Below are 12,872 nucleotides of genomic sequence, written 5' to 3'. Positions count from 1 at the left end.
GGGAACGACGAACGGAACCGAACGCGATAGCGCCGCAGCTCAGAGGATTTTCGAGAGGAACTGCTCGCCGCGCTCGGTTTCGGGATGGTCGAAGAACGACTCGGGATCGCCGCTCTCGACGAGCCGGCCCTCGTCCATCAGGACGATGCGGTCGCCCACCTCGCGGGCGAAGCCCATCTCGTGGGTGACGACCATCATCGTCATCCCGTCGGCCGCGAGTCCGCGCATCACTTCGAGCACTTCCCCGACCAGTTCGGGGTCCAGCGCGCTCGTGACCTCGTCGAAGAGCATCACTTTCGGGTCCATCGCGAGCGCGCGAGCGATGGCGACGCGCTGTTGTTGGCCGCCGGAGAGCTGATTCGGGTAGGAGTCGGCCTGATCGAGCAGGCCGACGTCGTCGAGGAGTTCTTCGGCGCGATCTTGGGCCTCTGCATCGGGGATTCCCCGGACCTTCCGCGGCGCGAGCGTCACGTTCTCCAGCGCCGTCTTGTGCGGGAAGAGGTTGAACGACTGAAAGACCATCCCGATGCGCTGACGGAGCCGGTTGATGTCGGCGTCGGGGTCCGAAATGGATCGGCCGTCCAGCCGAATCTCACCGTTCTGGATCTCTTCGAGCCGATTCGCACACCGCAGCAGCGTCGATTTGCCCGAACCGGAGGGACCGACGACGACGCACACCTCGCCATCTTCGATGTCGAGCGAGACGTCCTTGAGGACGTGCGTCTCGCCGAAGTACTTGTCCACGTGGTCGAATTCGAGCAGCGCGTGTTCGTCGGTTCGCCCGTCGCCGGCAGTTTCTCCGTCGCCGTCGGTTTGCGTCGCGTCGGTCATTGTGAATCACCGCCCCAGTCCGCGCGGTCTTCGAGGTACTCCACGAGTCGGCCCATCGGAATCGTGATCGAGAGGTACGCGATGGCGACGAGCACCAGCGGCGTCCACGGGTCGAACGTGGCGCTGTTGACGTCGCGGAACTGCTGGATGAGCTCCGGCACCGCGATGACGGTCAGAAGCGAGGTGTCCTTCACCAAGATGATCTGGTCGTTGCCGACCGCCGCCAAGGCGTTGCGCCACGCCTGCGGGATGACGACCTCCCGCATCGCTTGGACGTAGCCCATCCCGAGCGAACGAGCGGCTTCCATCTGGCCGTCGTGGACCGCGCCGATTCCGCCCCGGACCGCCTCGCCGACGTAGGCCGCGTGATTCAGCGTCAGCGCGATGATCGCCGTCGGGATGCCCCAGTTCGAGATCGGAAACGTTCCGGGCCACAGCGTCGGGATGCCGAAGTAGACGACGAAGATCTGAAACAGCAGTGGCGTCCCGCGAAAGAACTGCACGTAGGCCGCCGAGATCCCGCTCGTGATCGACGTCTTCGAGACGCGCGCGAGGCCGACGAAGATTCCCGAGGTCACCGACAGCACGCTGGCCGTGACGACGATGCCGAGCACCAATACGTAGGCGTCGATGAACTGCGGCAGGACCGTGGGGATGAGCGCGTAATCGACCTGAACGGCCAGAATGTACAGCACGAGCAGCGCGATCCCGAGCGCGACGAGACTCGACAGGCCGACGCCGAGGTACTTCAGCGTCTGATCGTCGAAGAGCCCGTCAGCGGCTGCGTTGGCTTCGGGCGATGCACCGGAGTATGAATCAGCCATAGTTGCGAAGTTGTGGGACGGAACCGAGTTATATTATCCGGCGAAGTACTCCGAGTAGATCTCGTCGTACGTGCCGTCCTCTCTGATGGCGGCGAGCGCCTCGTTGACGCGTTTGCGGAACTCGTCGTCGTCCTGTCGGAAGGCGATACCGTAGTTTTCGATCGTCAGCGTGAGGTACGGCGGCGCTTCTTGGTCGCTCTCGGCGGCGGCACCGTCGCCTTCGAGGAAGACGACGTCGTCGCGGTCCTCGGCGAATCCCGCGTTGACCGTGTTGTCGTTGATGACGGCGTTGACTTGGCCGTTGATCAGCGCTTGGAACGCGCCGTTGATCTGGTCGTAGCTCTTGATGTCGAGTTCGCCGTCGAACTCCTCTCGCAGTTCCTCGGCCGCGCCGGCTCCCGTCGTCCCCTTCTGGACGCCGACCGGGTTACCGCGGAGGTCCTCCTTCGAGGAGATCTCGCCGTCGTCGCGGACGATGACGGTCTGGTAGGCCGTGAAGTACGGGTCGGAGAAGTCCACTTCCTCGGCCCGCGTGTCGTTGATCGTCATCGCGGACATGATGATCCGGAAGTTGTTGTTGTTGAGCGAGGGGATGATCGAGTCGAAACTGGTCGGCTTGAACTCGTAGTCGACGCCGAGTTGCTCCTCGAAGATCGCCGCCGCGATGTCGACGTCGAACCCGGTGAGCTCGCCCGAGGTCGTCTCATACTCGAACGGACGGTACGGGATGTCCGAGCCGATGACGACGTTCGAGGGAACGACCGATTCGGTCGTCGCTGCTTCGGTCTCCGTCGACTCGGTGCCGGAATCGCCGCTCTCGGTCGTCGGTTCCGCAGTCTGATCGCCGTCTCCGCCGCCAGTACATCCGGCGAGCAGACCGCCAGCGAGCACGCCAGCGCCGGTCTTCACGTAGGTCCGTCTGTCCATAACATCGCCCCGTAATAGAGAGCCATATAACAACGTGTCGTTTCGATTTGCGTCTTTCCACCCGTCACACGTCGCATACGGGCCTCGGAGGCCGGTTTGGCTCTCCCTAACGCGGCACCGCGGAGCCCACAGACGCGTCAATCGCTTCCGGACGCGGCGCGCGTCAATCGCTCTCAGAAGCCGGCCGGGCGTCAGTCGCTCCCGAAAGCCGTCCCGGCGTCAGCCGCCACACCGTCACTGCGTGCGGCGACCCATACCGCGGCCACGAGGCCGAGTACGACGACCGTGCCGCCGATCGAGACGTACTGGAGCGTCCCGCCATATACCAATCGGCCGACGACCAACAGCGAGACGACCGCGACCGCGGCGACTGAGCTCAGTCGACGGATCAGTCGGCGCGGTCGGGTGCCGGCGGTTCCTGCGGCCGGCGCAATCCACACCGCCGCCACGAGCAGCGCGGCGTACGTTGTGAGCCCGGCGGAGTAGTACGTCGCTTGGACCTCGGGCCCGAACGTGACAAAGGCGTGAGGCGCTAACACGAGCATCACGGGTAGCAGAACGGACGCGACGACGAGCGGGCGGCGGATCCGATCGATCGTGTCGGTTCCGCTCGCGGGCTCGTACGCCCACGCGAACGCCAGTGCGACGCCGGTGAAGATGATCGCCGCCGTTCCGAAGTGTGCGAGCAGGATCGCCCACTCGTAGGTCGTCACGGTGAGCGCGCCGAGGATGATCTGGGAGGGCAGGAGGATCGTCGCGCCGGCGAGCGCGAGCCGGACGCGCCGGTCCGCATCCCGCCGCCACGCGGAGACGGTCGTACCGAGGACGACGAAGCCGGTGATCATCGCGACGAGCCGGTGGAACCACTCGATGAAGCTGCTCCAGTTCGCGGGAAACAGCCCCAGAAAGCCGTCGCAGAACGGCCAGCGACCGGCGCAAGTCAGTCCTGCACCCGTCGAGGCCGTGTACACGCCGAGCACCATCAGAATACCCGTGAGCGCGGCGGAAACGCCGACGAACCGTCGGAGACGCGCGTCCATACGCGCACGTCGGGGGCGGAGCTACTTGAATCGCTCTTTCGGAGGTAACTCGTTGGGACTAGACGACCGTTCCGTGCGTAGATCGATCCGAAGAGTCGACGTCGGACGCTACTATAGTTTCAACGTCGAACGCTAGTTCGTCGTCTGTCGAATGAGGATTCGACAGATAGCTTTTTTTGTGCCGGTGAGGAAGCCGCCGCTATGGGACTAGACGACGACGCGAGAGAGTATCACCGCGAGGAGCCGCCCGGCAAGATCGAGATCTCGACGACGAAGCCGACGAACACCCAGCGCGACCTGTCACTCGCGTACTCTCCCGGGGTCGCCGCGCCGTGCCGCGACATCGACGCCGATCCCGCGCGCGCATACGAGTACACGGCGAAGGGGAACCTCGTCGGCGTCGTCTCGAACGGCAGCGCCGTGCTCGGACTGGGTAACATCGGCGCGCAGGCGTCGAAACCAGTGATGGAGGGGAAGGGTGTCCTGTTCAAGCGCTTCGCCGACATCGACGTCTTCGACATCGAACTCGATCTGGAGGACCCCGACGAGATCGTCGACACCGTGCGCGCGATGGAGCCGACCTTCGGCGGCATCAACCTCGAGGACATCAAAGCGCCCGAGTGCTTCGAGATCGAGTCACGGTTGCGGTCGGAGGTCGACATCCCCGTCTTCCACGACGATCAGCACGGCACGGCGATCATCTCCGGCGCGGCGCTGTTGAACGCGGCCGACGTCGTCGACAAGGAACTTTCGGACCTCGACGTCGTCTTCTCCGGTGCCGGGGCCTCCGCGATCGCGACCGCCCGCTTCTACACTTCGCTGGGCGTCGAGCGCGAGAACATCGTAATGTGCGACTCCTCGGGCGTCATCGGCACCGACCGCGAGGACCTCAACGAGTTCAAAGCGGAGTTCGCCGCCGACACCGACGACGACACGCTCGAAGACGCGCTCGAAGGCGCAGACGTGTTCGTCGGCCTCTCCGTCGGCGGGATCGTCTCCCAAGAGATGGTCGCGTCGATGGCCGAGAACCCGATCGTCTTCGCGATGGCCAACCCCGATCCCGAGATCACCTACGAGGACGCGAAGGCCGCACGCGACGACACGGTCATCATGGCGACCGGGCGATCCGATTACCCGAATCAGGTGAACAACGTCCTCGGGTTCCCGTTCATCTTCCGCGGCGCGCTCGACGTGCGCGCGACGGAGATCAACGAGGAGATGAAGCGCGCGGCGGCTGAGGCGCTCGCCGATCTCGCGCGACAGGACGTCCCCGACGCGGTCGTGAAGGCCTACGGCGACCAGCCGCTGCAGTTCGGCCCCGACTACGTCATCCCGAAGCCGCTCGACCCGCGGGTGCTCTTCACCGTCGCGCCCGCCGTCGCCGAGGCGGCGATGGACTCGGGCTGTGCGCGCACCGAGGTCGACCCCGACGCCTACGAGGAACGGCTGGAGGCCCGACTCGGGAAGTCCCGCGAGATGATGCGCGTCGTCCTCAACAAGGCGAAGTCCGATCCCAAACGGGTCGCGCTCTCGGAGGGCGGCGACGAGAAGATCATCCGCGCGGCCTACCAGATGCAAGAGCAGGGGATCGCCAACCCGGTTCTCGTCGGGAACGCGAAGAAGATCCAGCGGACGGCCGAATCGCTCGGGCTGGATTTCGACCCCGAGATCGTCGACCCGCGCAGCGGCGATTGGGACCACTACGCCGATCGCCTCTACGAGCTGCGACAGCGCGAGGGCATCACGAAGAACGAGGCCCACGAGCTGATCCGCGGCGACAGCAACTTCTTCGCCAGCGTGATGGTCGAGCAGGGCGACGCCGACGCGATGCTGACGGGGCTGACGCACCACTACCCTTCGGCACTGCGCCCGCCACTATCGATCATCGGCACCGCGCCCGAGGCCGATTACGCGGCCGGGGTCTACCTGCTGACGTTCAAGAATCGCATCATCTTCGCGGCCGACACGACGGTCAACCTCGATCCCGACTCCGACGTGCTCGCGGAGATCACCAAACACACCGCCGAACTCGCACGCCGGTTCAACGTCGAACCGCGCGCGGCGATGCTGTCGTACTCGAACTTCGGCAGTGTCGACAACGCGGGGACGCGCAAGATCCGCGACGCCGTCTCGACGCTCCACGGCGACAGCGAGGTCGATTTCCCGGTCGACGGCGAGATGCAGGCCGACACCGCCGTCGTCGAGGACATCCTCGAAGGCACCTACGAGTTCTCACAGCTCGACGAGCCCGCGAACGTCCTCGTCTTCCCGAACCTCGAAGCGGGCAACATCGGCTACAAGCTGCTGCAGCGCCTCGGCGGCGCGGAGGCCATCGGCCCGATGCTCGTCGGGATGGACAAACCCGTGCACGTCCTCCAGCGCGGCGACGAAGTGAAGGACATCGTCAACCTCGCGGGGGTCGCCGTCGTCGACGCCCAAGAGTGAGAGTCCGCTCGGTTTCGATCGTTTCGCTTTCGCTTTGCGGTCGTATCCGCTAATCGCTCGCGCGACCCTCGAACCGCGACGGCGGCGGGAACTGCGGATCGGCGCTCTCGGCGTCCGCACCCGTCGGGCCGGTCACGTTGTCGACGCCGTCGGTCGGATCCGGGAGAATGCAGCGGTCCGCACTGCGGTTCACGTGGGCGTAGGCCTCCGGCGCGTTCGCGAGCGGGTGCGCGGGGTTGTCCCGACTGTCGATCCGCGCCGCCCGCAGTTCGGCGAACCCCGCGATGCGCGCCCGGATACCGCGCCAGTGTGACTCGCTACCGGCGGGAATCCGGGGCCCGTCACCCGGTCGCCAGCCGGTGTCCCCACTCGCGTCGACCAACACCTCGCCGTTGATCGCGGCCGCGAGATCGTCGTGGTCGACGAGGACGCCGACGCGCGCGTGTTTCGGTGCCCGGGCCGCGAGCACGTCGAGACCGAGGTGCAGCGCGCGGTACTCCGCGACGTTGTTGTTCGGGGGGACGTCGGGAAGCGAGACCCGCGCGACGCGCGTTCCGCCCCGCGTCTCGATGACGACGCCGAGGCCGCCGTCGCCGCCGTTCCGGCGATAGGACCCGTCGGTCGCGACGTAGAAGTGTCGGTGATGAGTGCGCGGCGGGTGCGCGATGTGTGGGGTCGGCGAGTCGTCGAACAGGTCACGGAGGGTCGGACGGCCGTGAGCGGCCATACCATCGCTAATCGGCGGACGATCATAAAGATATCTCAGCCGAGGGTGCCGCAGTCTGTCGGAACGCTATCGAGTTACATCGCCACAATCGTTAGGCCGCCGGACGACGAAGGTCGGCTATGGCGAATATCACATCGCTGACAGCGCGTGATCTGATGACGACGGACGTCGAGACCGTCTCTCCCGACGACGACGTGAGCGAGGTGCTCGGTCGCCTCGCCCGCGCGGACTTCAACGGCTTTCCCGTCGTCGACGACGGCGGCGGGGTGGTCGGGATCGTCACCCAACACGACCTCGTCGAACTGTTCCAGACGAAAGACCGGACGCTGTGGATCCCGGTCGGCTTCCCGCCGTTCCTCGAGACGCTCACCTACGCGGTCGACGTCTCGTGGGACGACCTCGACCTCGGGATCGACCTGCTGCGGAACACGAGCAAACCGATTCGGAAGGTGATGACCGCCGACGTCGTCACCGTCGCACCCGACGCGTCGCTGGACGAGATCCTCGACCTCCTCGCCGACGAGGAGCGCGACATCAACCGGTTGCCGGTCGTCGACGGCGGGGAACTCGTCGGGATCGTCGCCCGGCAGGACGTCATCCGAGCGGTTCGTGACCAGCGGCGAGCGGGCGACGCCGAGTGAGCATCGCGAGAGCGAGCGTCTGAAGCGCTCGAGTCGCCCACCGAACGCGTCGTCGTAACGAAACGTTCAGGACGACCGCCGCGACAGTTTCGCTGTGACTCGGTACCGAAATCTCCTCTTATTCGCCCTCCTCGCCGCGGCGTGGGGGTCGGCCTTCATGGCCATCAAGGCCGGACTGGCGTACATCCCGCCGGTGCTCTTCGCCGCGCTCCGCTACGACATCGCGGGCGTGCTGATGCTCGCGTACGCGTTCTACGCCACCGACGACCCGCTCCCGCGGACCCGAGCGCAGTGGACCGTCGTCGCCATCGGCGCGACGCTGCTCATCGCCGGCTATCACACGCTGCTTTTCATCGGCGAGACCGACCCGGCCGTCACCTCGGCGGCGGCGGCGGTCATCGTGAGCCTCAGCCCCGTCCTGACGAGCGGATTCGCGCGTCTGTTTCTCCCCGACGAGCGGCTCACGGCCGTCGGGGTCGCCGGGCTACTGCTGGGCCTCGTCGGCGTGGTGATCCTCTCGAACCCCGATCCGAACAACCTCTTGACGGGCGGCGCGGTCGCGAAGCTCCTGATCTTCGGCGCGGCGGCGGCGTTCGCACTCGGCTCTGTGCTCACCCGCCGCGTCGACGCCGATATCCCGATCGAGACGATGGAGGCGTGGTCGATGATCGGCGGCGCGCTCATTATGCACGGCGTGAGCGCCGGGATGGGCGAGTCGATGGCCGACGCCGTCTGGACGGTCGAGTCGGTGGCGGCGCTGGCGTATCTCTCCCTCGTCGCGAGCGCGCTCGGCTTCCTCATCTACTTCGATCTGCTCGATCGGCTGGGCGCGATAGAAATAAATCTCGTCTCCTACGTCGCGCCGGTCTTCGCGGCGCTCGCGGGCTGGGTCGTCCTCGACGAGGTGCCGACCGCCTTCACCGTCGTCGGCTTCGTCGTCATCTTCGTCGGCTTTCTCCTCCTCAAGCGCCGGGCGATCCGCGCGGAGGTGCCGCGGCTCCGGAAGATGGTGTCGCGACCGTAGCACGGGCCCCATCGCTCGGTAACTGGCCGTTAAAGCTCGATGTCTTTCGTCCGGAACGCGCCCTCGTCGACCTCCGGATCGTACTCCTCGATGGCGGTGAGGATCATCTCCAAGGTCGCCGCGGGGCTCCAGCGTGCGGTGTTGACCGAGAGGTCGTAGAACGACTGATCGGAGACGTCGACGTCGTAATACGACTTGTACCGGCCGGCCTCGCTGACCTCGCGGACGCGCATCTCCGCTTCCATCTCCTCGCGGTCCCGCGTTCGCGAGACGCGCACTTCCTCGGGAGCGTCGAGCCAGATCCGGAGGTCCGCGCGGTTGCCGGCGAGCCAGCCCGCCAGCCGGGATTCGAGGATGAACGGCTTGTTCGCCGCGCCCCACTTTTCGGCGATCGTTCGGAGGCGACGGTCCAGCGCGCGGTCGATCTCGTCGGTCTCGTCGGTTTTCGCGATGAGCTGCGACAGGGACATATCCCGATCGTCGGCGAGCTCGCGGAAGATGTCCCCACCGGAGACGTACCCGCAGTCGAGCGCGGCCGACAGCCCATCACAGAGGGTCGTCGCGCCGCAGCCCGGCGGTCCCGAAACCGTGATAAAGAGGTTGCTGTCGACCGACCGCGCCGTCGGGACGTCGTCGTCTGTCATAGACATTGAGGACTTATCCCCGCACCACAAAAAGCCGCTGGACTGCACGTCGCTTCGACGGATGGGAGCACATCACGCGTCGACAGACGAGACGGTTGCGACGTCGTGTGCGTCCGATATAGTCGAATATATGACAATAAACGTGAAAAAGCGTTAGCGGGCGCGATAAACGATATCGACGCCGTTAATCGCGTCGAAATCAGGTGCCTAACGCCGTTTCGACGCCGTGAACGGACGTGAATCGACGCCAACGCTCGGGCGGCTATATGAGGGATACCGCCGTGAGTCCAATATGGAGAATCCCCCCGTTATGTCGAACTTACATGACCTCTTCGGCTCCGAGCGCGTCGCCAGCGCTCGCGAACGACTCACAGCGTCGTCGACCGTCGCGCCCTCGATAACCGCCCTCGCCGCCCCGCTCCGGTTCGTCGCGTTCTGGACGGCGGTCACCCTCCCCTTCCTGTACGTGCCGCTGCTCCTCGGCGGGCTCGAAGGGAGCGAACCGACCGTCTTTCTCGCGCTCCTCGGAGCGAACGTCGTCGCACTCCTGCTGGGACACGGCTACGGGAACCGCGGCGGCGACGCCGTTCCGTAGGCAGTCCGCAGAAGCGGACGTGCCGAGGCGGAGTGTCAAACCGTGCGGTGCGACCCATCAAACCGCACCGGCGCGAACCGTCAAACGTTACGGCGCGGCGTGAATTGACCGAGTATGACCGAAGCCGACGACGACTACGTCGAGACGCTCCGCGCGAACCGCCGAGAGAAAGACGACTTCTTCGGCTCGCACTCGCAGTCGCCGATACCGCCGGCGGATAGAGAGGGGTTCGACGGCTTAGACTACTTCGAACCGGACCCCGCCTACCGCGTCGAGGCGGGCGTCACGAAACACGATGATCCCGAACCCGTTCCGATGGAGACGAACACCGGCGAGGAGCTCCGGTACGTTCGCGTCGTCACCTTCGAGTTCGCGTTCGACGACGACGATCAACAGCGTCGGCTCCACGGGTACAAACAGCGCCCCGAGGATGCCGACGAACCGATCTTCGTCCCGTTCCGCGACAAGACGACCGGGCAGGAGACATACCGCGGTGGTCGCTATCTGGAGCTGCACCCCGACGGAGGTCTCGCCGACGATGAGAGCGTCGTCGTCGACTTCAACCTCGCGTACACGCCATTTTGCGCGTTCAGCGAGGCGTTCTCGTGTCCGCTCCCGCCCGAAGAGAACTGGCTCGAAACCGCCGTTCACGCCGGCGAGCGCGACTGGTCGAAGTAGTCCGCCGGTGGCGTCGGCGACGATTGGAGCCGCTCGCACCAAATCTTCCTCGCACCAAACCTTCATAGCCGAAAACGAGGTAGTACCAGGGGAGCAGCGATGTCCAAGAAAGCCCACCGCGAGCGGGACGACTCCGTGCTGGAAGTCGAATTCTCCCTCCGAAGCGCTCGATACCCGTTCGTCCGGCTCTCGGAGGCCGAATCGTGTACCTTCGAGCTCGCCGAGATGATCGATCGCGGTGACGGCCGGTACGCGGAGTTCTTTAACGTGACGGGAGTCGACCCAGAGCGCATCACTGCGCTTGCTTCGGAGCACGAGACGGCCGATGTTGCGTTACTCAGTACCTACGAGGACGGCGGCCTCTTCGAGTTCACCGTCTCCGGGGACTGCCCGGCGTACCACCTCGCCGAACTGGGCGCGCTCCCACGCACCGTTCGCGGCGAGGACGGCGAGGGGCGAATCGTCGCTGAGATCCCAGCGCAGTACGATCCGAGGCCGATCATCGACGCCTTCCTCGCGACGCATCCGGACGTCGAACTGGCGAGCAAGCGGGAGAAAGACGGCGTTTCGCCGATGTTTACCCGGTCGGGGTATCAGCAGATTCTCCACGACGTCCTGACCGACAGACAGCGACAGGTCATCGAGGCCGCATTCGATGCCGGGTACTACGACTGGCCGCGAGAGACCACCGGTCAAGCGGTCGCCGAAAAACTCGGGATCACGTCGGCCACGTTCTCGGAGCACATCCACGCCGCCGAGCGCAAGCTCCTGACCACGTTGTTCGCGGGGTCGCAGTAGGCGTCGGACTGAGAGAGCGCACCGACGGCCAGAGTTCATCAACGCCCAGAGCGCAGTCGGCACTCCGCCGACCGAAGCGTCAGTGGCGATTACCGATATTCGGATGTCGATTCCGAGACGATCGTCCGCCCGTCGGCGTAGACGGCGACGTCGCAGTCGGCGAATCGGAACGTGATGCAGACGTGCCCGGCGGTGCGTGGCTCCGAGCGTCCGCCGAGGAGATCGTCGATCGCGTCCGTGTCGATCGAATCGTAGAGCGGTGGGAGGGCCATGGCGTCGGTTCCGGTCGCTTCGGCGACTGCCTCGATAACGCTCGTGGAAGGAGTCTCGTCGGGGTCACGAGTGTACACGGCGGTTTCCGAATCGACGAGTGAGTCGCCGTCGGCGTCGTCGACGGGCTGGTGATCAGGGTGGTTGGTCATCATAGGGTGCCTCTCTCGGAAGAACGCACTGGAGTCATAAAGCGAACCGCCCTACATATCAAGGTTCGAGTACCGCCCCCGCGACAGAAATCAGCAGTCGGCGTGGCGAAAGGCGTTTGGTCCGCACCGCCGATCTTCGAGTATGGACCCGCGAATCCGCGAACACGCACGGATCGTCGCCGACCATTCGACGGGAATCGACGCCGGCGACCGCGTCGTGATCAGCGCGCCGGCCGCCGCCGAAGATCTGGTGGTCGCGCTCCACGAGGAGTGCGCAGAGCGCGGCGCACACCCGGTGTCGATCAACAGTGACTCCCGAGCGACCCGCGCGTTCCTTCGGAACCGCGAGGGCGACTTCGAGACGCCCGAGCACCTGCTCGCGATGTACGAGGAGATGGACGCCTACATCGCCGTCCGCGGCGACGTCAACGCGACCGAGACCGCCGACGTCGACCCCGAGCGCAACGCGGCGTACCGCCGGGCGATGCAGCCAGTGCTCCAAGAGCGGCTCTCGAAGACGTGGTGTCTCACGCAGTTTCCCACAAGCGGCAACGCCCAGCTCGCTGGGATGAGCACAGAGGCCTACGAAGACTTCGTCTGGGACGCCGTCAGCCTCGATTGGGACGCCCAGCGCGAGCACCAACAGCGGATGGTCGAGATCCTCGACGACGCCGACGAAATCCGCATCCGTTCGGGCGAGGAGACGGACGTGACGATGAGTCTCGCGGGGAACGAGACGCTGAACGACTTCGGCGAGAAGAACCTCCCGGGCGGCGAGGTGTTCACCGCGCCCGTGCGAGACGAGGTCGACGGCGAGGTGTACTTCGATATGCCGCTGTACCGGCAGGGACGCGAGATCGAGGACGTCCGCGTGCGATTCGAGGACGGTCGCGTCGAGTCCTACAGCGCGGGGCGAAACGAGGAAGTCCTCGATGGGATCTTCGCGACCGACGAGGGCGCGCGCTACCTCGGCGAACTCGGAATCGGGATGAACCGCGCGATCGACCGGTTCACGTACAATATGCTCTTCGACGAGAAGATGGGCGATACCGTCCATATGGCCGTCGGGTCGGCGTACCCGGAGACCGTCGGCGAGGGCAACGAGCGCAACGAGAGCGCCGAGCACGTCGATATGATCGTCGATATGAGCGAGGATTCGGTGATCGAAGTCGACGGCGAGACCGTCCAGCGAAACGGCACGTTCGTCTTCGAGGACGGGTTCGAGGACGCGTAAACGAGGCGAAACGGATCAGGAGAGAGGTCCGCTGCGCCGGGC

At 65.5% G+C, this 12,872-nt stretch carries 14 protein-coding genes; 7 read left to right on the top strand and 7 right to left on the bottom strand.

Annotated features, from left to right (window positions below):
* Window positions 1–39 precede the first annotated feature (39 nt).
* From U5919_RS12845 to U5919_RS12830, 4 genes are all read right to left on the bottom strand, one after another.
* Entirely contained in the window at window positions 40–831 is a 792-nt protein-coding gene (locus tag U5919_RS12845; protein WP_336024808.1) for an amino acid ABC transporter ATP-binding protein, read from the bottom strand.
* Window positions 828–1,655 (bottom strand): amino acid ABC transporter permease, encoded by an 828-nt coding sequence (locus tag U5919_RS12840; RefSeq protein ID WP_336024807.1) that lies wholly within the window; start codon window positions 1,653–1,655, stop codon window positions 828–830. The genes U5919_RS12845 and U5919_RS12840 overlap by 4 nt, the downstream gene beginning before the upstream one ends.
* Window positions 1,656–1,688: 33 nt before the next feature.
* Window positions 1,689–2,582, bottom strand: coding sequence for a transporter substrate-binding domain-containing protein (locus tag U5919_RS12835; RefSeq protein ID WP_336024806.1), 894 nt, complete (start codon window positions 2,580–2,582; stop codon window positions 1,689–1,691).
* Between the two features lie 191 nt (window positions 2,583–2,773).
* Window positions 2,774–3,622, bottom strand: a complete 849-nt coding sequence (locus tag U5919_RS12830) for a COX15/CtaA family protein (protein WP_336024805.1) — start codon at window positions 3,620–3,622, stop codon at window positions 2,774–2,776.
* A gap of 201 nt (window positions 3,623–3,823) precedes the next feature.
* Between U5919_RS12830 and U5919_RS12825 the strand changes: the two genes are divergently transcribed.
* On the top strand, window positions 3,824–6,067 hold the full coding sequence (locus tag U5919_RS12825) for an NADP-dependent malic enzyme (RefSeq protein ID WP_336024804.1): 2,244 nt from the start codon (window positions 3,824–3,826) through the stop codon (window positions 6,065–6,067).
* Window positions 6,068–6,116: 49 nt separating this feature from the next.
* Here U5919_RS12825 and U5919_RS12820 read toward each other — a convergent pair whose 3' ends face one another.
* Window positions 6,117–6,794 (bottom strand): reverse transcriptase-like protein, encoded by a 678-nt coding sequence (locus U5919_RS12820; protein WP_336024803.1) that lies wholly within the window; start codon window positions 6,792–6,794, stop codon window positions 6,117–6,119.
* 119 nt (window positions 6,795–6,913) lie between these two features.
* Here U5919_RS12820 and U5919_RS12815 point away from each other — a divergent pair, with 119 nt between their 5' ends.
* Both U5919_RS12815 and U5919_RS12810 read left to right on the top strand, forming a co-directional pair.
* A complete protein-coding gene (locus U5919_RS12815; protein ID WP_336024802.1) occupies window positions 6,914–7,435 on the top strand; it encodes a CBS domain-containing protein in 522 nt (173 codons plus the stop codon).
* Window positions 7,436–7,529: 94 nt separating this feature from the next.
* Window positions 7,530–8,459 (top strand): DMT family transporter, encoded by a 930-nt coding sequence (locus U5919_RS12810; protein ID WP_336024801.1) that lies wholly within the window; start codon window positions 7,530–7,532, stop codon window positions 8,457–8,459.
* Window positions 8,460–8,488: 29 nt separating this feature from the next.
* On the opposite strand, the gene cmk is transcribed toward U5919_RS12810, so the two are convergent.
* Window positions 8,489–9,103, bottom strand: coding sequence for a (d)CMP kinase (gene cmk / locus U5919_RS12805; protein ID WP_336024800.1), 615 nt, complete (start codon window positions 9,101–9,103; stop codon window positions 8,489–8,491).
* Between the two features lie 292 nt (window positions 9,104–9,395).
* Between cmk and U5919_RS12800 the strand changes: the two genes are divergently transcribed.
* From U5919_RS12800 to U5919_RS12790, 3 genes are all read left to right on the top strand, one after another.
* Window positions 9,396–9,698 carry a DUF8028 family protein gene (locus U5919_RS12800; protein ID WP_336024799.1) on the top strand — a complete coding sequence of 101 codons (303 nt, stop codon included), beginning with the start codon at window positions 9,396–9,398 and terminating at the stop codon, window positions 9,696–9,698.
* Window positions 9,699–9,812: 114 nt separating this feature from the next.
* Window positions 9,813–10,376 (top strand): DUF1684 domain-containing protein, encoded by a 564-nt coding sequence (locus U5919_RS12795; RefSeq protein WP_336024798.1) that lies wholly within the window; start codon window positions 9,813–9,815, stop codon window positions 10,374–10,376.
* Between the two features lie 99 nt (window positions 10,377–10,475).
* On the top strand, window positions 10,476–11,174 hold the full coding sequence (locus U5919_RS12790) for a helix-turn-helix domain-containing protein (protein WP_336024797.1): 699 nt from the start codon (window positions 10,476–10,478) through the stop codon (window positions 11,172–11,174).
* Between the two features lie 89 nt (window positions 11,175–11,263).
* Here the strand turns inward: U5919_RS12790 and ddfA are convergent, their stop codons facing one another.
* The gene (gene ddfA, locus U5919_RS12785; protein WP_336024796.1) at window positions 11,264–11,599 is read right to left on the bottom strand and encodes a DdfA family disk-determining factor; all 336 of its coding nucleotides are present in this window, start codon (window positions 11,597–11,599) and stop codon (window positions 11,264–11,266) included.
* 139 nt (window positions 11,600–11,738) lie between these two features.
* Here ddfA and U5919_RS12780 point away from each other — a divergent pair, with 139 nt between their 5' ends.
* Window positions 11,739–12,830, top strand: a complete 1,092-nt coding sequence (locus tag U5919_RS12780; RefSeq protein ID WP_336024795.1) for an aminopeptidase — start codon at window positions 11,739–11,741, stop codon at window positions 12,828–12,830.
* Window positions 12,831–12,872: the final 42 nt, after the last annotated feature.

The organism is Halobellus sp. LT62, assembly GCF_037031285.1.
GTDB classification, from domain to species: Archaea; Halobacteriota; Halobacteria; order Halobacteriales; family Haloferacaceae; genus Haloquadratum; species Haloquadratum salinisoli.
The sequence above is the reverse complement of the archived record's forward strand: the minus strand, read 5'-3'. Positions and strand labels throughout refer to the sequence as shown.